The 19,097-nt window shown below is 68.1% G+C and carries 17 protein-coding genes and 1 pseudogene; 6 read left to right on the top strand and 12 right to left on the bottom strand.

Features of this window, described 5'->3' with window-relative positions:
• Window positions 1-17 precede the first annotated feature (17 nt).
• Both ON062_RS04810 and ON062_RS04805 read right to left on the bottom strand, forming a co-directional pair.
• Window positions 18-923: a LysR family transcriptional regulator gene (locus ON062_RS04810; protein ID WP_274646005.1), complete on the bottom strand. Its 906-nt coding sequence runs from the start codon at window positions 921-923 to the stop codon at window positions 18-20.
• Between the two features lie 52 nt (window positions 924-975).
• Complete coding sequence (locus tag ON062_RS04805; RefSeq protein WP_274646004.1) at window positions 976-2,352, bottom strand: aldehyde dehydrogenase family protein; 1,377 nt, start codon at window positions 2,350-2,352, stop codon at window positions 976-978.
• A 112-nt stretch (window positions 2,353-2,464) separates the two neighbouring features.
• Between ON062_RS04805 and ON062_RS04800 the strand changes: the two genes are divergently transcribed.
• Window positions 2,465-3,478, top strand: a complete 1,014-nt coding sequence (locus ON062_RS04800; RefSeq protein ID WP_274646003.1) for an ornithine cyclodeaminase family protein — start codon at window positions 2,465-2,467, stop codon at window positions 3,476-3,478.
• Window positions 3,479-3,494: 16 nt separating this feature from the next.
• Complete coding sequence (locus ON062_RS04795) at window positions 3,495-4,514, top strand: dihydrodipicolinate synthase family protein (RefSeq protein ID WP_274646002.1); 1,020 nt, start codon at window positions 3,495-3,497, stop codon at window positions 4,512-4,514.
• Window positions 4,515-4,535: 21 nt separating this feature from the next.
• Here ON062_RS04795 and ON062_RS04790 read toward each other — a convergent pair whose 3' ends face one another.
• Together ON062_RS04790 and ON062_RS04785 are read right to left on the bottom strand one after the other, a co-directional pair.
• A complete protein-coding gene (locus tag ON062_RS04790) occupies window positions 4,536-4,940 on the bottom strand; it encodes a PaaI family thioesterase (RefSeq protein WP_274646001.1) in 405 nt (134 codons plus the stop codon).
• A complete protein-coding gene (locus ON062_RS04785) occupies window positions 4,940-6,154 on the bottom strand; it encodes an acetyl-CoA C-acyltransferase (protein WP_274646000.1) in 1,215 nt (404 codons plus the stop codon). The genes ON062_RS04790 and ON062_RS04785 overlap by 1 nt, the downstream gene beginning before the upstream one ends.
• Window positions 6,155-6,279: 125 nt before the next feature.
• Here ON062_RS04785 and ON062_RS04780 point away from each other — a divergent pair, with 125 nt between their 5' ends.
• Complete coding sequence (locus ON062_RS04780; RefSeq protein WP_274645999.1) at window positions 6,280-6,687, top strand: hypothetical protein; 408 nt, start codon at window positions 6,280-6,282, stop codon at window positions 6,685-6,687.
• Window positions 6,688-6,765: 78 nt separating this feature from the next.
• Window positions 6,766-7,230 (top strand): annotated as a pseudogene (locus ON062_RS04775) (ABC transporter permease); the annotation flags it as partial.
• 74 nt (window positions 7,231-7,304) lie between these two features.
• Here ON062_RS04775 and ON062_RS04770 read toward each other — a convergent pair.
• From ON062_RS04770 to ON062_RS04740, 7 genes are all read right to left on the bottom strand, one after another.
• Window positions 7,305-8,108, bottom strand: a complete 804-nt coding sequence (locus ON062_RS04770; RefSeq protein WP_274645998.1) for an HpcH/HpaI aldolase/citrate lyase family protein — start codon at window positions 8,106-8,108, stop codon at window positions 7,305-7,307.
• Window positions 8,093-8,878, bottom strand: a complete 786-nt coding sequence (locus ON062_RS04765) for a 2-keto-4-pentenoate hydratase (protein WP_274645997.1) — start codon at window positions 8,876-8,878, stop codon at window positions 8,093-8,095. Before ON062_RS04765 ends, ON062_RS04770 begins: the two co-directional genes overlap by 16 nt.
• A gap of 9 nt (window positions 8,879-8,887) precedes the next feature.
• A complete protein-coding gene (gene hpaD / locus ON062_RS04760; RefSeq protein ID WP_274645996.1) occupies window positions 8,888-10,051 on the bottom strand; it encodes a 3,4-dihydroxyphenylacetate 2,3-dioxygenase in 1,164 nt (387 codons plus the stop codon).
• A gap of 77 nt (window positions 10,052-10,128) precedes the next feature.
• Window positions 10,129-11,688, bottom strand: a complete 1,560-nt coding sequence (gene hpaE / locus ON062_RS04755; RefSeq protein WP_274645995.1) for a 5-carboxymethyl-2-hydroxymuconate semialdehyde dehydrogenase — start codon at window positions 11,686-11,688, stop codon at window positions 10,129-10,131.
• Window positions 11,689-11,709: 21 nt separating this feature from the next.
• A complete protein-coding gene (locus tag ON062_RS04750) occupies window positions 11,710-12,384 on the bottom strand; it encodes a GntR family transcriptional regulator (protein WP_274645994.1) in 675 nt (224 codons plus the stop codon).
• Window positions 12,381-13,874, bottom strand: a complete 1,494-nt coding sequence (locus ON062_RS04745) for a fumarylacetoacetate hydrolase family protein (RefSeq protein ID WP_274645993.1) — start codon at window positions 13,872-13,874, stop codon at window positions 12,381-12,383. The genes ON062_RS04750 and ON062_RS04745 overlap by 4 nt, the downstream gene beginning before the upstream one ends.
• A gap of 236 nt (window positions 13,875-14,110) precedes the next feature.
• The gene (locus ON062_RS04740) at window positions 14,111-14,821 is read right to left on the bottom strand and encodes an IclR family transcriptional regulator (RefSeq protein WP_274645992.1); all 711 of its coding nucleotides are present in this window, start codon (window positions 14,819-14,821) and stop codon (window positions 14,111-14,113) included.
• A gap of 161 nt (window positions 14,822-14,982) precedes the next feature.
• Between ON062_RS04740 and ON062_RS04735 the strand changes: the two genes are divergently transcribed.
• Window positions 14,983-16,956, top strand: coding sequence for an FAD-dependent monooxygenase (locus tag ON062_RS04735; protein ID WP_274645991.1), 1,974 nt, complete (start codon window positions 14,983-14,985; stop codon window positions 16,954-16,956).
• A 34-nt stretch (window positions 16,957-16,990) separates the two neighbouring features.
• Here the strand turns inward: ON062_RS04735 and ON062_RS04730 are convergent, their stop codons facing one another.
• Window positions 16,991-17,629 carry a TetR/AcrR family transcriptional regulator gene (locus ON062_RS04730; protein ID WP_274646270.1) on the bottom strand — a complete coding sequence of 213 codons (639 nt, stop codon included), beginning with the start codon at window positions 17,627-17,629 and terminating at the stop codon, window positions 16,991-16,993.
• A gap of 162 nt (window positions 17,630-17,791) precedes the next feature.
• Here ON062_RS04730 and ON062_RS04725 point away from each other — a divergent pair, with 162 nt between their 5' ends.
• Window positions 17,792-19,090 carry an MFS transporter gene (locus tag ON062_RS04725; protein WP_274645990.1) on the top strand — a complete coding sequence of 433 codons (1,299 nt, stop codon included), beginning with the start codon at window positions 17,792-17,794 and terminating at the stop codon, window positions 19,088-19,090.
• Window positions 19,091-19,097: the final 7 nt, after the last annotated feature.

Genomic DNA, 19,097 nt, shown 5'->3' with positions numbered 1-19,097 from the left:
TTTTCGGATGACCACCCTCAGGTCACATCGGCGGCCACTCGAGCGAGCAGATCTCGCAGCCACCTGTGCTCGGCGTCGTGCTCGCGATCGGGGAGCCACCAGAAAGCCTCGTGCAAGGGTTCCAGATCCAGCGGTGGCGTGACTGCGCGCAGGCGGGGATGCATCGTCACCGCGATCGCGGCAAGGCCGGCCGGTACCACGGCAACGCGGTCGGTGCCGACGATGAGAGAGGGGATGACGAAGAAGTTCGGGGTGACGGCCGCCACGCTGATCTCGATACCCCGGAACTGCAGTTGGCGACGCGCCGGATTCATCCCTTCTCGGGCAGCGAGGTTCTGCACCCAGGGGCGCGTGAGCAGTTCGTCGGCCGAGGGGTTCTCAGCGATTCCCGATGCGCCGTCGATGAGGCACACCCATCGCTCGAGCGGGAGGTCGATGTGCGGCAGGTCGACGAGGTAGCCGTGCGGAAGGATCACCGTGTCGATTGTCCGGAGCGAATCCGGGAAGCCGTTCACCAGCCGCGTGTCGACCGGAGGGAACTCGAAGCGGATATTGGGGGCATCGCGCGCCGCCGCCGCGCTCAGGGCGGGTGCGATCCTCGCGACGGCGTAGTCGACACCGGCGATCGTGAATGTGCGCGTGCTCGTTACGGGGTCGAAGCGCGACTGGAGGCGCAGCAGCTGATCCATCTCGGCGATGACGTGCGGGAGGGCCGCCAGGAGGCGCTCGGCGAGCGGGGTGAGGGTGTGCTGATTGCCGCGGCGGACGAGGAGCACGTCGGCGTAGTGCGCCCGCAGTTTCGCGAGGTGCACCGACATCACCGGCTGCGACACGTGCAGGCGAGCGGCGGCACGTGTCACGTTGCGCTCCTCGAGGAGCGCACGCAGGGGCGCCAGCAGGTTGTAGTCGGGGGGAGTGGCCATGGACTACTTCCTTCGTCCGCATCGCGAGGCGGCGGCCCCGCGACACCTCAGGCTATGCCTTCCACACCGTCTTCAGATTGCAGAACTCGCGCTGGCCCACGGCGGCGAGCTCGCGCCCGTAGCCAGATCGCTTGATTCCGCCGAACGGCAGCTCCTGATATGACACGGTCATGCCGTTGATGAACACCGCGCCTGCATCGAGTTCCGCGACGAAGCGCCGCTCCTGGTCAGCATCCGTCGTCCAGACCGCGCTCGAGAGGCCGAAACCGGTCTGGTTCGCCAACCGCAGTGCATCGTCGTCATCCCGCGCGCGATACAGCGACGCGACCGGGCCGAAGGCCTCCTCCTGGATGAGCCGGGCATCATCGGGGAGGTCGGCGATGACGGTGGGCGCGTAGAACCAGCCGGGACGATCGGGTGCATGGCCGCCCGTCAGGATCGTGGCGCCCTTGGCCCGCGCATCCTCGACGAGTTCCACGAGGTCTTCGCGGCCGGCCTCGGTTGCCAGCGGGCCGACATCGGTGGTGGGGTCCAGCGGGTCGCCGACCGTCAGTTCGGCCATCAGTCGGGTGAACTCCTGTGCGAACTCGTCGTACACATCGGTGTGGACGATGAAGCGCTTGCCGGCGATGCACGACTGGCCGTTGTTGCCGACCCGTGCTCGCACCGCGGTCTCGGCGGCGGCGGCGACATCGGCCGAGCGCAGGACGATGAAGGGATCCGAGCCGCCGAGCTCGAGCACGGCCTTCTTGATGTGCTGTCCGGCGATCGAGGCGACCGACCGACCCGCCGGTTCAGAGCCGGTGAGCGTGACCGCGGCGATGCGCGGATCGGCGATGACCTCGGCGACGTCGGCTCCGCCGATCAGGAGCGTACGCAGCGAGCCGGCGGGAAAACCCGCGTTATCGAACAACGAGTCGAGGGCCATGGCGCACTGCGGCACATTCGACGCGTGCTTGAGCACACCGGCGTTTCCGGCCATCAGCGCCGGAGCGGCGAATCGGATGACCTGCCAGAGCGGGTAGTTCCACGGCATGACCGCCAGGATCACGCCGAGCGGTTCGTAGCGGGTCCAGGCGCGGCTCGCGTTGACCGCGGACGGGTCGTGAAGCGGGGCGTCCGCGAGGAACAGCTCGGCTTTGTCGGCGTAGAACCGCATCGCCCGCGCCGACTTGCGGACTTCCGCGAGCGACTGGGCGATCGGCTTGCCCATCTCGACAGTGATGAGCTCGGCGAGCCCCGAGGCCTGGTCATCGAGGAAGTCGGCGGCCCGTCGCATCCACTCCGCCCGCTGTGCGAAGGTCGTGGTGCGCAGGGTGGCCGCGGCGGCAGCGGCCTGACCGATGCGATCCAGCACCTCGTCGCGGGTGTGCGGTTCGATGATCATCTCGGTCTTGCCACTGGTGGGGTTGACGGTCGCGATCGCCATGTGCCTCTCCTCATCGTTCGGCCGATGAGACACAATGTACCTCAAACAGATACGAAACGTATCGTGTATTATTTCTCCAACACGACGCGGTGTATCACGAAGGAGTGTCGCAGTGAGTAACGAGTCTCAGTCACCCGCTCGGCCGGTGCTCTTTCTGACCGATGCCGATATCTCTGCGCTCTCGGATGTGCCCCGGGCGATCAGAGCGATCCGGGATGCCTACTCGGCGTCGGCGGATGAGCGTCGCAATCCGGGCCGCATCTTCGCCGATTCCGGTCGCGAGTGGACGCGCGTCATGCCATCCGTGCCGGTCAGCGGCAGGCTCTTCGGCGCGAAGTCCATCAACGGGTCGTTTGCGGACGGGCTCCAGGTGAGCTATCTGATCTCGCTGTTCGACAAGGAGACGGCCGACCTGGTCGCCCTCGTCGACGGCAACCGCGTGACCGGACTGCGCACGGCCGCGACCACGGCTGTCGCCGTGGAGCGACTCGTTCCGGCGCGGCCGCTGCGGGTCGGTGTGATCGGGTCGGGGTTCGAAGCGCAGTCGCACACCTCGGCGCTCGCCCTGGTCGCGTCGTTCGGCTCGGTGAGTGTCTACAGCCCGACCGCGGCGAACCGCGAGGCCTTCGCGCGGCGATTCACGGACGCACTCGGCGTGCCGGTGACGCCGGCCCAGACGGCAGAAGAAGCCGCTCGCGGAGCCGATCTCATCCTGTGCGCGGCGCGCTCCCGCGATGAGAGCCCGACGATCGCCGCGGAATGGGTCGGAGCAGACGCCACGGTGGTGTCCATCGGCTCGACGACGCCCGCTCAGCGCGAACTGCCCGCCGACCTCCTCTCGCGCGCAGACTTGATCGTCGCGGACGGTGTCGACGAAGTGGTCAACGGAAGCGGCGACCTGATCGCCGCGCGCGCCGCAGGGGTCGACGTCGATGCGCTGACGGCCTCGCTCAACGACATCCTGCTCGAAGTGCGGTCCGTCGACCGCGACTGCGGCATCCGCATCTACAAATCGACCGGATCAGGTCTGCAGGACATCGTCGTCGCCGAAGCGCTCGTCGATCTCGCGCGCGAGCGGGGCGTGGGCACAGCGCTGCCGGTCGGAATCGTCACCACCCGCAAATAGAAGGAGCTACCCACCCATGGTCGACTACACGAAGAGCCAAGCCCGCGAGTGGGCCAAGGAGCACTGGAAGGGCGCCATCGCGGTGACGATGCCGTCCTACACGCCTGATTTCGCAGGGATCAACGAGAACGCGATCCGCCACGACATCCTCAAGCTCAAGGATCTCGGCTTCGCGGGCACCCTCCTCGTCACCGAGCTGAACGTCACCCCCGAGGAGAACGCGCGGATCACCGCCGTCGCGCGCGAGGCCGGCGGCCCGGACTTCCAGCTCTTCTTCCACGCCGCGTTCAACACGCTCGAGGAGAACATCCACGCTCTCGCGCTCGCCGAGAAGGAGGGCGTCGACAGCGTTCTGCTGTCCTACCCGACGGCGTTCTGGCCCACGTCTCTTGATGAGGTGTTCGACTATACCAAGCGCCTGGCGGATTCGACGGATCTCGGCGTGATGCTCTTCGGGCTGCCCGCGTGGGGATTCGAGCGGATCGACAACGCGGGAATGCCGGTGCCGTGGGTGCGGACCGTTCTCGACGAGATTCCCAACATCGTGGCGATCAAGGCCGAGCAGGGGAACCCGGGGATCCCGGGCATCATGGAGATGTACCACCATTTCCGTGACGAGGTCGTGATCTCGTGCCCGATCGAGGGTGAGACGATTCCGCTCATGTCGGTGCTCGACTTCCAGTTCTCGGGCACGAGCAACACGAACTGGATGAGCGACTACTTCCCCCGCGCGTTCGACCTCGCCCGCAACGGGCAGTGGGAAGACGCGATGAAGCTCTGGTGGCAGGTAGCACCTGCGCGGGCGGCGAACACCGCGATCCTCACCGGCTCGGCGATCGGGACCACGGTCATCAACCGCACGGGCTGGAAATACCAGGAGTGGCTCGCCGGCTTCAACGGCGGTGCACTCCGGGCGCCCGCCCCGCGCATCCCCGACCGCCTCATGAAGCAGGCCCGCCAGGCGCTGATCGCGTCGGGGCTCCCCGTCACCGACCTACCCGACAGTGAGTTCGTGAAGGGCCGCACGACGGCGTAATCGCCGCGCCGCCCGGGCGATTCAGGCGCGCCGAGTCGCCCGGGCGGTGCCTCGATACACCGCGACGACGCGGTCCCCGACGGTCACCTCGACATCGATGACGGCGCGCCGCTCGTCGTGGTAGGTCGTCCGAGCGCGGGCGGTCAGCGCATCACCCGCGCGGGTGGGGGCGAGGTACTGGATGCTCGCGTCGGCCGTCGCTGCGAAGTGCAGGACGGTGTTCGCCGCCATCGCGAACGCCTGATCCGCGACCGCGAACACGACGCCGCCGTGCGTCATGCGGTTGCCGTTCACATGATGCGGGGCGACCGTGAGCGTCACGGTCGCTCCGCCCCTGCACGCCTCTATGATCGCCATCCCGAACCACTCGAGCACGGGCTCGTCCGACGTCAGCGCGAGGATGAAGGGGTCGATCTCACCCATCATCAGGCGAGCCGCTCGACGACGAGTGCCATGCCCTGGCCGCCGCCGACGCACAGTGTCGCCAGACCCAGGTGGCCGTCCCTCGCCTGGAGGGCGTTGACGAGAGTGCCGACGAGCCTGACGCCGGTCGCGCCGAACGGATGGCCGAGAGCGATCGCGCCACCGTGGACATTCACCCGTTCGGGGTCGAGCCCGAGTTCGCGCACGACGGGGACGACCTGGGCAGCGAACGCCTCGTTGAGTTCCACGAGATCCAGATCTGCGACGGTGAGTCCGAGTCGCGAGAGCAGTCGCTCGGTGGCGCCGATCGGTCCGAGGCCCATGAGCTCGGGAGACAGTGCGCTGGCCGCCGCACCCCGCACGCGTGCCAGGGGTGCGAGGCCGAGCTCGTGCGCACGCCGTGCGCTCATCATGACCGCGGCCGATGCCCCGTCGTTGAGGGGACTCGCGTTGCCGGCGGTCACGGTGCCCGACTCCAGGAAGGCGGGGCGGAGCGCGGCCAGGCCGTCGAAGGTCGTTCCGGGACGCGGTCCGTCGTCCGCTGTGATCACACTGCCGTCGGCGCGCGTGTGAGGTGCGATCTCCCGGGCGAAGAATCCCGCCTCGATCCCGGCGGCCGCGCGCTCTTGTGACTGCAGCGCCCAGGCATCCTGATCGGGCCGCGTCGTGCCGGTGCGGCGGGCGACGAGCTCGGCGGTCATCCCCATGGCCAGGTACACGTCAGGGGTGTGGCCCTCCGTGCGCGGGTCGGTCCATTCGCGCCCGGATGCGAGGATGGCGTCGACGCGTTCCGCCGCGGCCTCCCCTCCGGGGTAGATGTCGTGAGGCGCAGGGGGAGTGCTGCTCGTGGACTCCATCCCCCCGACGAGGAAGGCGTCTCCGTCACCGGCGCGGATCGCCTGCGAGGCGGTCGCGACAGCCTGCAGCGATGACGCGCAGAAGCGATTGAAGGTTGCTGCAGGCAGTCCGTCGTGGCCGGCGTACACCGCGATTCGTCGTGCGACGTTGTCGCCCTGCGCGCCCTCGGGTACGGCCGTGCCGAGGTAGAAGTCGTCGAGTTCGGCTGGACGCAGCCCCGGGGCGTCGGCCAGTGCGGCTCGCACGGCCGTGAGCGCGAGGTCTTCGGGGCGCTCTGCGGCGAACGAGCCCTTGCGAGCTCTTCCGAAAGCCGTGCGCCGGTATGACACCCAGACCGCATCGTTCGGGGCAAGATCCACGGCTTCTCCTCGCGAATAGAATTCGATTCGTAGCGTATCGAATACTACCGCACCGGTGCGTGGCCGTGGTGTCGTCTCGTGAGTGGTGTCACTGTATCGAGACTGGGCAGACCGAATCTGTGCGTGTGGCTCATGAATCCGGTTCGGCGTACGCGGAGACGTTTGTGCGGGTACCGGCATGGGTTTCCGACGTCGTGTCCGGCGGCGTCGTCCTTGATCTGACGATCGCACCGAGTCCCGGAGAGGCACTATCCGTCCCGTCGTGGACCAGCGTCGCCTCAGCGATCATCGCGGTTGCTCCGTTGCCCTTCCGTCGCACATGGCCGATAGCGGTTCTTTCACTGATGGTCGTCCTGGTCGGGGTGATGGCGGTGCTGGGGGTGCTGTCGCCGGGGCTGGCGTCAGCGGTCGCCATCGCCCCGCACGGCGTCGCGTTCCGGGTGGCCCGCCGGACGGGACTGCTGGTGGTCTTCAGTATGGTGATCGCGGTGGTGCTGCTGGGCCTGATGGCGCCGTGGGAGCCGATGACCTGACCGAGATTGGTGCAGTTCGGGCTGTTGAGCGGCATGGGGGAACGCGTCTCGCTCTCGGCGCTAGTACATCGATTCACCGGCACGACAGTCGCCGACCAGCTCGGCACAGTCACCACGGTGATCGACGGGATCGTGCTCGTTCTCAATGCGTTCGCGATCATCGCACTGCTGGCCGCGAGCTTCGGAATCGTGAACACCCTCCTGATGAGCGTGCAGGAGCGCACCCGTGAGATCGGACTCATGAAGGCGATGGGTATGGGGTCCGGTCGTGTGTTCACCCTGTTCAGCCTGGAAGCCACGCTCCTCGGGTTCTTCGGCAGCGCCATCGGTACCGGCATCGCCATGATCGCCGGCTCCGCCCTCAATGCCGGACTGTCCACGACGCTGCTCTCGGATCTACCCGGGCTCACCCTGATCGCCTTCGACCCGGTCTCGATCGCGACGATCATCGTCGTTGTGATGGTGATCGCATTCGTCGCCGGCACACTCCCCGCCGCGCGCGCGGCCAGCGCCGACCCCGTCGAGTCGCTCCGTTACGAATAGCGTCGCCCGACCTGCCGCCGCGAGGCGGAGGAGAAGCGCTGGCGTTCGTCGCTCGCACGGCGCTTCGGAACGCCTCAGTACGATGCGCGTTCGCCCCGATCGGGCGAGCCCACCCAGCGCGATGCGAGCGCCTCCGAGCCGCGCGCGAGAAGGGCCACATCGGCGCCGACGAGGACGAACTCCGCCCCGGCCTCCACATACCCCTGCGCCACGGCAGGGTCGAATGCGTTGACACCGACCGGCTTGCCTGCTGCGTGCACCGCTTCGAACGTGCGCAGCACTGCGGCCTGAACCTGTGGATGGGTCTGGGCTCCGAGCAGCCCCATCGAGGCTGCAAGGTCACTCGGGCCGACGAAGACGCCATCGACGCCGTCGACGGCGGCGATCTCGGCTGCCGCGGCGACCGCGTCGGCGGTCTCGACCTGGAGGAACAGCGAGACGTGGTCGTCGGAGTGCGCGAGGTAGTCGTCGACGCGGTTCCAGCGCGCCGAGCGGCCGAGCGCCGAGCCCACGCCCCGGTGACCCCGTGGCGGGTAGCGCACGGCGGCGACGGCGGCCTCGGCATCCGCCGCGCTGTTGACCATGGGCACGAGGAGGTTCTGGGCGCCGAGATCGAGGACCTGCTTGATCGTCACCGTGTCGTTCGACGGCACGCGCACCAGCGGGGTGATCGGGTACGCCGCGACCGCCTGGAGTTGCGCGAGAACCGACTCGAGGCCGTTGGGGGCGTGCTCCATGTCGATGAGCAGCCAGTCCAGGCCCGAGCCGGCGACGATCTCGGCCACGAGCGGCGAGCCGGTGCACACCCACATCCCGGCGAGGGGTCGGGATGCCGCGGCCAGGTCGTTGCGGAAGGTCGGGGTCAGACGAAGCGGCATGAGATGGTTCCCATCGGTCCGAAGTCGCAGTGCACGGTGTCGCCGCGCGAGACCCACATCGGCCTCGTGAACGAGCCTGCCAGGATGATCTCGCCCGCTTCGAGTCGCGCGCCGTGCTGGTGGAACTTGTTCGCCAGCCACGCGACGCCCGTCGCCGGGTGCCCGAGCACGCCGGCGGCGACGCCGGTCTCTTCGATCTCGCCGTTGCGGGAGAGCACGCCGGGCACCCAGCGCAGGTCGATCTCGTCAGGGCTCCGGTGCACATCGCCGAGCACCATCGCGCCGTACGCGGCATTGTCGCTGATCGTGTCGACGATCGTGCGGCCCTCGAGCTCTATGTGCGAGTTGAGCACCTCGAGGGCGGGCACGGCGTATTCGATCGCAGCGAGCGCGTCTTCGAGGGTGCAGTCGGGGCCCTCGAGCGGCGTCTTGAGGACGAACGCGAGCTCGACCTCGATCCGCACGTTCGAGAAGTGGTCGACCGGGATCTCGGCACCCGACGGGTACACGGTGTCGTCGAACATGACGCCGTAGTCGGGTTCCGAGATGCCGGTCGCCTGCTGCATGGCCTTCGAGGTGAGGCCGATCTTCCTCCCCACCAGACGCCGACCTGCGGCGAGGTTCGTGTCGCGCCACACGCCCTGGATCGCATACGAGTCCTCGACGGTCGCCTCGGGGTAGCGTGCGGTGATCCGGGGGATCACACCGTGGCTGCGATCCGCCTCGGCCAGTTCGTCGGCGATCGACGCGATCTGCTCGGGTGTCAGCATCCGCCGACCCTACAGCTGGTGGCCGAGCTTGTACTCGCCGAGCTTCCATGCGGGCATCTCGTCGGCGTCGTCCGGACGCGTGTACGAGAAGCCGTCGGCGCCGATGGTCACGGCCATCTCGGAGTCGTCGGTGCGGGCGATGACCGGCTGCGGGTTGCCGTCGAGGTCGAGCACGAGCGATGCCTCGGTGTACCAGGTCGGCACGACGGGGTTGCCCCACCAGTCGCGGCGCTGGTTGTCGTGCACGTCCCAGGTGATGACGGGGTTGTCGGGGTCGCCGGTGTAGTAGTCCTGCGTGTAGATCTCGACGCGGTGGCCGTCGGGATCGCGCAGGTACAGGTAGAACGCGTTCGAGACGCCGTGGCGGCCGGGGCCGCGCTCGATGCGGTCCGACATGCGCAGCGCCCCGAGCTTGTCGCAGATCGCGAGGATGTTGTGCTTCTCGTGCGTGGCGAAGGCGACGTGGTGCATGCGGGGGCCGTCGCCGCCGGTCATGGCGGTGTCGTGCACGGTGGGCTTGCGGCGCATCCAGGCCGCGTAGACGGTGCCGGCCTCGTCCTGGATGTCTTCGGTGACGCGGAAGCCGAGGTCCTGCATGAACTTCGTCGCGCGCGGGACGTCGGGAGTGACCTGGTTGAAGTGGTCCAGGCGCACCAGCTCGCCCGGCGTGTGGAGGTCGTAGCGCCATGACAGTCGCTCGACGTGCTCGGTGGCGTAGAAGAATTCGTAGGGGAAGCCGAGCGGGTCGGTGACGCGCACGGAGTCGCCGATGCCCTTCGTGTAGCCGTCGGCTTTGCGCTCGACGCGGCAGCCGAGCTCGGTGTAGAACGCGACAGCCTTGTCGAGGTCTTCGGGGGTGCGGACGCGGTACGAGAACGCGGCGACGGCGGCGATGGGTCCCTGGCGGAGCACGAGGTTGTGGTGGATGAACTCCTCGGTGGAGCGGAGGTAGACCGTGGTGTCGTCCTCCTCGGTGACGTAGAGGCCGAGGACGTCGACGTAGAACGCGCGGGACACGGCGAGGTCGGTGACGACCAGCTCCATGTAGGCGCAGCGCAGGATGTCGGGCGCCGGCGACGACGGCGTCGGGATCGGGTTGTCGGTGTGGATCGGGGCCTCCTGGCTCACGGAGAAGCCGGAGGATGTCAGGGTCTTGTCGGTCTGGGCGGTCATGTCAGCGTCCTTGCTTTGGGTCGATGGTGATGTGTGGTGCGGGAGCGGCGGCGGGATGAGAGCGCGGCCGCTCCCGGTCAGCGGGGGTCGGGGTCGTCGAGGTCGGTCGCATCGTGGTGCTCCTGCTTGCCGAACGTCGGGTTGTGGACCTCGCCCAGGGTGATGTGCACCGACTGCTGGTCGGTGTAGAAGTCGATCGAGCGGTAGCCGCCCTCGTGGCCGAGGCCCGAGGCCTTGACGCCGCCGAACGGGGTGCGCAGGTCGCGCACGTTGTTCGAGTTGAGCCACACCATGCCGGCCTCGACCGACTGCGCGAAGTTGTGCGCACGCTTGAGGTCGTTGGTCCAGATGTAGGCGGCCAGACCGTACTTGGTGTTGTTGGCCAGGGCCAGCGCCTCTTCGTCCGTGTCGAACGGGGTGATCGCCACGACCGGGCCGAAGATCTCCTCCTGGAAGATGCGCGCATCCGGCGGGACGTCGGCGAACACGGTCGGTGCGATGAAGTTGCCTTCGTCGAAGCCCTCGGGCCGGCCGCCGCCGGCGACCAGGCGCCCCTCGGTCTTGCCGATCTCGACGTAGCTCATGACTTTGTCGTAGTGCTCCGGGTGCACGAGCGCACCGACCTCGGTCGCGGGATCGTGGGGGTAGCCGACCTTCACCCGCGCCGCCTGGGCGGCATAGCGCTCGACAAAATCGTCGTAGACCTCGCGCTGCACGATGATGCGGCTGCCCGCGGTGCAGCGCTCGCCGTTGAGCGAGAAGACGCCGAAGATGGTGGCGTCGATCGCCGCATCGAGGTCGGCGTCGGCGAACACCACGGCGGGGGACTTGCCTCCCAGCTCCATCGACAGGCCCTTGAGGTAGGGGGCGGCGTTGCCGAAGATGATCTGGCCGGTGCGGCTCTCGCCGGTGAACGAGATCAGCGGGACGTCGGGGTGCTTCACGAGCGCGTCGCCGGCGTCTTCGCCGAGGCCGTTGACGAGGTTGAAGACGCCCTTCGGGAGCCCCGCCTCCTCGAAGATGCCGGCCCACAGCGACGCCGACAGCGGGGTGAACTCGGCGGGCTTGAGCACGACGGTGTTGCCGGTGGCGAGCGCCGGCCCCAGCTTCCACGACTCGAGCATGAACGGCGTGTTCCACGGCGTGATGAGCCCGGCGACGCCGATCGGCTTGCGGTTGACGTAGTTGATCTGGCGATTCGGAACCTTGAAGGTGTCGTCGGCCTGCGCGACGATCAGGTCCGCGAAGAATCGGAAGTTCTCGGCCGCGCGGCGCGCCTGGCCGAGGGCCTGGGTGATCGGAAGACCCGAGTCGAAGGATTCCAGCTCCGCCAGGCGCTGGTCGCGCGATTCGACGATGTCGGCGATCCGGTGGAGCACCCGGCTGCGCTCGCGCGGCAGCATCCGAGGCCACGGCCCTTCCGTGAACGCGCGCGCGGCGGCGGCGACAGCGAGGTCGATGTCGGCCTTCTTGCCGGCAGCGGCCTGCAGGTACACCTTGTTCGAGACCGGGTCGAGCACGTCGAACGTGTCGCCGTCGATCGAGTGGACGAACTCGCCGTCGATGTAGTGCTGGATGCGGGTGGGAAGGTCGGCGGGCACGTGTCGCTGCGATGCGACCAGGGCGGTGTCGGTCATGGGAGTTCCCCTTCGAAAGATTCAGTCGAGAGTGTCGGGATGGCGGGAGGAGATGAAGGCGTCCAGCGTGCGCCAGCGGTGCTGCCGGGCGGCGAGCTCGATGTCGAGCGGATCGGCGCCCGCGCGGATGAGATCGATGATCTCGGCGTGCTCCTCGACCGAATGGTGTGCGCGTCCGGGAACGAACGCGAAGGTGGAGTCGCGGATGCCCGATAGCCGGTTCCAGCCGCGGTGGACCAGGTCGAGGAGGTGGGGGTTCGGGCAGGTCTCGTAGAGCACCGAGTGGAACTGCTGGTTGAGCAGAGTGAAGGTGTGCGCGTCGAAGTGCTCGAGAAGCCGCTCCATGCGACCGTTGACCTCGAGCGCGCGGTCGAGGTCGGCGTCGGTGAGGTGAGGCGCCGACAGGGCGGTCGCGACTCCTTCCACGACGCCGAGCGTCTGCATCGTGTACACGTACTCGGTCTCGTCGACGACGGCCACCCGGGCCCCGACGTTCCGCTCGAATGTGACGAGGCCCTCGGCCTCGAGCCGTCGGACGGCCTCGCGCACCGGGACGACGCTCATATCGAGCGCGTCGGCGATGGTGCCCAGCACGAGTCGATAGCCGGGGCCGTACTCGCTCCGACCGATCCGTTCGCGGATCCAGGAGTACGCCTGCTCCGACTTGCTCGATGTCGCAGGCAAGGGCGCGCTCATCGGCGGGTCTCTTCTTCGAATCGACGCCGCCATTCCTCGTTCATCGGGAACAGTCCGTCAACGGGGTGCCCCTCGGCGACCTTGACCGCGATCCAGGCATCTTCGTCCTCCTGCGCCAGAGCCGCATCGGCGACCTCGTCGGCGATACCGGGCGGGATGACGATGACACCGTCGGCGTCGCCCACGATCACGTCGCCGGGCTGGATCGTCGCGCCACCGCAGGCGATGGTGAGGTCGGTGTCCCACGGCACATGCTTGCGGCCGAGCACCGCGGGGTGGGCGCCGGCGGAGTAGACCGGGATCCCCACGGCGGCGACGGCGTCATGATCGCGGACGCCGCCATCGGTGACGATGCCGACCGCGCCGCGCGCGCGGGCGCGGATGGCCAGGACGTCGCCGAGTGTTCCCGAGCCCCGCTCGCCACGAGCCTCGATCACGATGACCTCGCCCTCGCCGACGGCGTCGAACGCGCGCTTCTGCGCGTTGTAGCCGCCGCCGTGCGAGCGGAAGAGGTCTTCGCGGTTCGGCACGAAGCGCAGCGTCCGTGCGGTGCCGACGAGCTTGGCCCCGGGGTGCATGGGGCGCACGCCGTCGAGTGAGATGTTGTCGAGACCGCGCTTGCGCAGCTGCTGCGACAGCCCGGCGACGGGGGCCTTCTCGAGCTTCTCCCGCAGCTCGGGGGAAAGCCCGCGGCGCACGGGCGGCAGGCCGGCCGCCTCGCGCGACCCCCAGGCCTCGGCGCGCTGGACGTCGTCGGTCGCCGGGAGCGATCCCAGAGCGGGATCGAAGGAGGCCTCGACCTCGGCGACCTCGGTGACCAGGCGTCCCGAGGAGGGGGTGCCGGGAGCGGTGGGTGCGTCGACCTCGACCTCGACGACGTCGCCGGGAACCACCACGGACGAGCCCGCGGGGGTGCCGGTGAGGATGACGTCGCCGGTCTCGAGAGTGAAGTGCTGCGCGAGGTCGGCGATGATCTGCGGCAACGGGAATATCAGCTCTTCGGTGGTGTCGTCCTGTGCCAGGACGCCGTTCACCCAGGTGCGCACCCGCAGGGCGTCGGGCTCGACCGTCCGCGCGTCGATGAGGGCGGGGCCGATCGGCGTGTAGCCGTCTCGCCCCTTGGATCGCACGTTGGACCCTCGGTCGTTGGGACGAAGATCGTACACGCCGAAATCGTTGGATGCCGTCACCCACGCGACGTGCGACCAAGCCGCCTCCGCTGTGATGCTGCGGGCCGGCTCACCGATGATCACCGCCACCTCGCCCTCGAAGGCGAGCAGTTCGGTCCCCGACGGGCGCTCGATGGCCGAGCCCGACGCCGCGAGAGAGCTCGACGGCTTAAGGAAGTAGGAGGGGGCGTCGGGCCGGCGCCCGCGCTGCGCGGCGCGCGAAGCGTAGCTCAAGTGCACCGCGATGATCTTCCCAGGACGGGAGGGGAGTGCGGCGAACCGCTGGTCGGGGGCGCTCGCCGGTGTGGTGTTGATGGTCATGAGCTCCCTCGCTCTGCGTCGTATTCGAAATCGTATATGATCGCTCGGAGTCGGGGCAAGCGTCGATCGAACACTGGTCATCGGGTTCGGCGCCACGCTGGCGCAAGAGATCGTCCAGAGATGTCGCCCGAGGTTCGCCATGACGCGGGGGCATCGTTCTGACGTCCGAGGCGGCAGTGGAGTGGGTGGGCGGCGTTCTGGCGGAGCTGCACGCACCCGTCGGAGAAGCACTGGCGTCAGCTCCCCAGAGCTTCGCGGATCGCCGTCGCCGAGCGCGTCAGCCGCGCGGCGATGGCAGTCTGGTCGACCGGGCTCGAGACATGGACGACGGCGATCGCGGCGGGCCGATGACCACGCACGCACAGCGGCACGGCGACCGCCTGCACGGTAGGGATGACTTCGTCGTGGCTGGTGGCGTATCCGGTCAGCATGACCTGGTCCACCTCGGCTCGCAGGCGGTCCGACATTCCGTCGGGCAATTCGGCCGGTGCCAGCAAGGACAGGATCGCCTTGCCGGGCGCGCCGACCGTGATCGGATGCCGCGCGCCCGGGCGCTGTGCGACCGAGGCGATCGCGTGGCGCGGCTCGACGCTTGCGAGCGTGATGCACTGGTCGTGGTCGAGGACTGCCAGGAAGCACGTCATGCCCAGCTCGTTCGCGACGGCGGTGAGTTCGGGTAGTGCCTCGGCTTGAAGGTCGTGGGCGACGCCGGCGGCCAGCGCCGCCATGCGGGCGCCGAGTGCGACGCGCCCGGCCGAGTCCCTCACCGCGAGGCCGTGGTCCTCCAACGTGCGGAGCAGGCGGTAGGCGACCGAGCGGTGCACGCCGAGTCGCCGTGCGATCTCGTCGATCGTGAGCGGCTCGCGGGCGTCGGCGAGGATCTCGAGGATCCGGATGCCGCGGCTCAGGGTCTGCGAAGCGGGCGAGGCCCGCTCGGTGTCTGGCATGGCGATCCCTCCGGTCGAGCGCGCTCTTGTAGACGTCCCACTCTTCGTATATGTTCTGTTCAAAAGTAGAACGTCGTATTCGAATATAGAATGCGCAAGGATTCGCCGCAAGCATCGTCGCCGCGCGACCTCGACATCGGCGTCCGAGGAAGAGAGACCCCATGCAGTTCCATCACCACGGCTACGTGTCCGCAGACCCGCGCGTGCAGGATGCCGCGGGCACCGGCATCCACCGCCCTGCTGAGCTGCCCGACAAGATGGACGTGCTGATCGTCGGCTCCGGGCCCGCTGGAATGCTGCTGTCAGCGCAGCTGTCGCAGTTCCCGCAGCTGACCACCCGCATCATCGAGCGCAGGGAAGGGCGCCTCGCACTCGGCCAGGCCGATGGCATCCAACCCCGCAGTGTCGAGACGTTCCAGGCCTTCGGCTTCGCCGAGCGCATCGTCGCCGAGGCGTACAACATCGCCTTCATGAACTTCTGGGGACCGGATCCGAAGAACCCGCAGAACATCATCCGCACCGCACGCACCGAGGACTACGCGCTGAAGATCAGCGAGTTCCCGCACCTCATCGTCAACCAGGCCCGCGTGCTCGACTACTTCGCCGAGGCCGCAGCGAACGGCCCGGGGCGCATCCGCCCCGACTTCGGCATCGAGTTCATCGGTCTCACCGTGCACGACGTGGGCGAGTACCCCGTCGAGGTGCGCGTGCGTCACCTCGACGGGCACCGCGCCGGACAGGAGCGCACGGTCTTTGCGAAGTACGTCGTGGGGTGCGACGGCGCGCGCAGCGCCGTGCGCGAGGCGATCGGCCGCAAGCACATCGGCGGGATCTCTGCCCACGCATGGGGCGTCATGGACGTTCTGGTCAACACCGACTTCCCGGACTGGCGCACCAAGTGCGCGATCAACGCCGAGGCGGGGAACATCCTTCACATCCCTCGCGAGGGCGGGTACCTGAGCCGCGTCTACGTCGACCTCGGCGAGGTCGCCGCCGGTGACAACCACGAGGTGCGGAACACCTCGATCGATCAGATCATCCGCAAGGCGAACGACATCCTCCGGCCGTACACGCTCGACGTTCGCGAGGTCGCGTGGCACTCGGTGTACGAGGTCGGTCACCGCGTGACCGACCGTTTCGACGACGTGGGCGAGGGATCCGATCGCGCTCCCCGCGTCTTCCTCACCGGAGATGCCTGCCACACGCACAGCGCGAAGGCCGGCCAGGGGATGAACGTCTCGATGCAGGACGGGTTCAACTTGGGCTGGAAGCTGGGGCATGTTCTCACCGGGCTGAGCCCTGCGTCGCTGCTGTCGACCTACTCCGCCGAGCGCCAGCCCGTGGCGCAGCAGCTGATCGACTTCGATCGCGAGTGGTCGACCCTGATGGCGCGAAAGCCCGAGGAGATCGCCGATCCCACCGAGCTGGCCACGTTCTACCTGGGCACCGCTGAGTTCCCCTCCGGCTTCATGACGCAGTACGGCCCTTCGATGATCGAGGGCGACGCTGCTCATCAGAACCTGGCCGGGGGGTTTCCCATCGGGAAGCGCTTCAAGTCCGTCGAGGTCGTGCGGGTATGCGATGGAAACGTCGTCCACCTCGGTCACCACGCGAAGGCGGACGGCCGCTGGAGGATCTACGCCTTCGCGGACGCAGCCGCCGTCGGCGCGCCCTCGGCGCTCCAGGAATGGGCGGAATGGCTCGCCTCCCCGGATTCGCCGGTCGCCCGGTTCACGCCGAAGGGCGCGGACGTCGACGCGGTCTTCGATGTCAAGGTCGTGTACCGGCAGCCCTTCGAGGAGATCGACATCATCCACGTGCCGGAGATCTTCGCGCCGCGCACCGGACCGCTCGGACTCACCGACTGGGAGAAGGTCTACGCCGGCGTACCGAACGCGTGGACGTCAGCCGACATCTTCGCCGCGCGGGACATCGCCCCGGAGGGCGCGGTCGTCGTTGTTCGACCCGACCAGTACGTCGCCGCTGTGCTGCCCTTCTCGGCGACGGGCGACCTGGTCGCCTTCTTCGCGCAGAACATGCTCACGCAGCAGTCGGCGCCCGCGCCGGTCCCGCAGCAGCTGGCGGGCGCTGCGACGTCTTCCGCAAGTAGCGCGGTGGAGGAGCCCGTGACCTGACGTTGGAACGTTCTGCTCGCGCGATCGTGCGGCGTCAGCCGGCGTCAGCCGGCGTCGCGATGAGCCGCATGAAGATCTCGAGTAGCGGCAGGACGTCGTGATCGGGCTCCATGAGCGCCTGGATCCTCAGTCCGTCGATCATCGCCATGAGCATCGTGACCTTGTCATCTGCGCTGAGCTCTTCGCCATCGGCATCCGTTCCGAAGCGCCTGCTCGACAGGTGGGAGCGCATGCGCTCGCGGCGGGCGACGAAGAACTCGTGGGCGGGGTGGTCGGGGTTCGTCGCTGCGACGGTGACGGCCAGCCAGTTCCGCCCTTGCTCGGGGTGGGCGAACTCGTTCTCGAGCACGCCTGAGAGCACCCGTTCCGCGGGAACGCGCGACTCCATGATGTGACGCGCGAACTCCTCGTCGTCGGCGTCGCGTTGCGCGAGGGCGGCGAGGAGCAGGTCGTCCTTGCTTGCGAAGTGGCGCAGCAGCGCGGCATGGGTCACCTCGGCGCGCGCCGCGATGTCGCGCAGGGACGCGCGTTCGTAGCCGTGTTCGGCGATGCTTGCCAAGGCCGCGCGCACGATCTGCGCGCGTCGGGCAGGGGTCGAGGAGTAGGGGCCGCGCCGGCGCGGACCGGCATCGACCTGCGGGGTCGTCGCGGCTGAGGCATCCGTGCCGTTCATCTTCACCCTCCCGAGTCTTCCACTTCGAGGATCCGGCTTGCTAAACGTAACCACTATGGTTACTCTTCAGCAAAGATAACCACGTCGGTTACATTTGGCGAGCAGGCTCGCCCCTCGATCACGCGCAGCCGCGCGATCGGATCACACGATGAAGGAGTCACGGTGACCAACAATGTGTCGGAGGCCGAAGAGTTCGCTGCTCCCCAGGCGCCCGCGGCCGAGCCGCAGACGCTGATGAGCCGGTCTTACATCTTCTGGCTGATGCTGGCGAGCTTCGGCGCATCGATGGCAATGATGGTTCCGCTGTCGTACGGGATCGCCGTGCGGATCTCGGAGCTCGCGCCCGGCCACGAAGAGGTTCTCGGCTACATCACCGGCAGCGCGCAGCTGGTCTACCTGATCATCAGCCCGCTCGTGGGCATCTGGAGCGACCGGACGCGTTCACGGTTCGGGCGTCGCAGCCCCTTCATCTACCTCGGTACGGTCATCGGCTTCGCGGGTCTGGTCGTCATCGGACTCGCTCCGAACCTCCTCGTCATCGGCGTGGGCTGGGTGCTCGGCATGACGGGCTGGTCGATCGCGGGCGCCGCGCTTCAGACGATCCAGGCCGACAAGCTGCCGGAGCAGCAGCGCGGCAAGGTGTCCGCGCTCACCGGACTCACCACGCAGATCGCACCGGTGCTCGGCATCGGCATTGCCTACGCGGTCGCGTCGATCGACACGATGCTGATCTTCGTCGTCCCCGGCGTGATCGGTGCCGTCCTCCTCGCGATCTTCCCCCTGATCAAGCCGGAGGGCAGCTCCAAGGACCTGCCGCAGACCGAGCACGTCACCGTCAAGTCAGTCGTCAGCAGCTACGGCTTCAACGTGCGCAAGTACCCCGACTTCGCATGGAACTGGCTCGGCCGCTTCGTCTTCTTCATCGGCCTGTACTTCAACACCACGTTCGGCACCTTCTTCTACGCCCAGCGACTCGACCTTCCCGTCGTTGAGGTCGGCGGCATCGTCGCCACGGTCGGGATGATCGGCGTGGTCGCAGCTGCGACGGGTGCGATCCTCGGCGGCTTCCTTTCCGACAAGCTGCAGCGCCGTCGCATGTTCGTGATGATCGCCGCCCTGCTGTTCGTCGCCGGCGCTGTCGTCGAGGCGACCGCCTGGTCGCTGCCCCAGATCATCGTCGGTGCTCTGCTCATGCAGCTTGCAATCGCCGTGTTCGCTACCGTCGACCAGGCGATCGTCTACGCGATCATTCCCGAGCGTGACCAGGCCGGCCGCTACATGGCAGTCATTCAGTTCGCCCAGAAGGTCCCGAGCGCGGTGGCGCCGCTGCTCGCAGGCCTCGTGATCACCATCGGCGCCGCAGGTGACGTGAAGAACTACACCCTGCTCTACCTCACCGGCGCCGTGTTCGCCCTCATCGGCGGACTCATCATCCTGCTCAAGGTCAAGTCAGTCCGCTGATCCGGAT

Source organism: Microbacterium sp. C7(2022) (genome assembly GCF_028823665.1).
Taxonomy (GTDB): Bacteria; Actinomycetota; Actinomycetes; order Actinomycetales; family Microbacteriaceae; genus Microbacterium.
This window is presented reverse-complemented; position numbering and strand designations above follow the sequence as displayed.

Excerpts from the sequence above, each read along its gene's own strand:
- ON062_RS04790 (WP_274646001.1), bottom strand. The coding sequence starts at position 4,940 with ATGATGGGTGAGATCGACCCCTTCATCCTCGCGCTGACGTCGGACGAG.
- ON062_RS04765 (WP_274645997.1), bottom strand. The coding sequence starts at position 8,878 with ATGCTGACACCCGAGCAGATCGCGTCGATCGCCGACGAACTGGCCGAG.
- ON062_RS04740 (WP_274645992.1), bottom strand. The coding sequence starts at position 14,821 with ATGCCAGACACCGAGCGGGCCTCGCCCGCTTCGCAGACCCTGAGCCGC.
- ON062_RS04745 (WP_274645993.1), bottom strand. The coding sequence starts at position 13,874 with ATGACCATCAACACCACACCGGCGAGCGCCCCCGACCAGCGGTTCGCC.
- hpaE (WP_274645995.1), bottom strand. The coding sequence starts at position 11,688 with ATGACCGACACCGCCCTGGTCGCATCGCAGCGACACGTGCCCGCCGAC.
- ON062_RS04730 (WP_274646270.1), bottom strand. The coding sequence starts at position 17,629 with ATGAACGGCACGGATGCCTCAGCCGCGACGACCCCGCAGGTCGATGCC.
- hpaD (WP_274645996.1), bottom strand. The coding sequence starts at position 10,051 with ATGACCGCCCAGACCGACAAGACCCTGACATCCTCCGGCTTCTCCGTG.
- ON062_RS04795 (WP_274646002.1), top strand. The coding sequence starts at position 3,495 with ATGGTCGACTACACGAAGAGCCAAGCCCGCGAGTGGGCCAAGGAGCAC.
- ON062_RS04750 (WP_274645994.1), bottom strand. The coding sequence starts at position 12,384 with ATGAGCGCGCCCTTGCCTGCGACATCGAGCAAGTCGGAGCAGGCGTAC.
- ON062_RS04770 (WP_274645998.1), bottom strand. The coding sequence starts at position 8,108 with ATGCCGCTTCGTCTGACCCCGACCTTCCGCAACGACCTGGCCGCGGCA.
- ON062_RS04735 (WP_274645991.1), top strand. The coding sequence starts at position 14,983 with ATGCAGTTCCATCACCACGGCTACGTGTCCGCAGACCCGCGCGTGCAG.
- ON062_RS04805 (WP_274646004.1), bottom strand. The coding sequence starts at position 2,352 with ATGGCGATCGCGACCGTCAACCCCACCAGTGGCAAGACCGAGATGATC.
- ON062_RS04810 (WP_274646005.1), bottom strand. The coding sequence starts at position 923 with ATGGCCACTCCCCCCGACTACAACCTGCTGGCGCCCCTGCGTGCGCTC.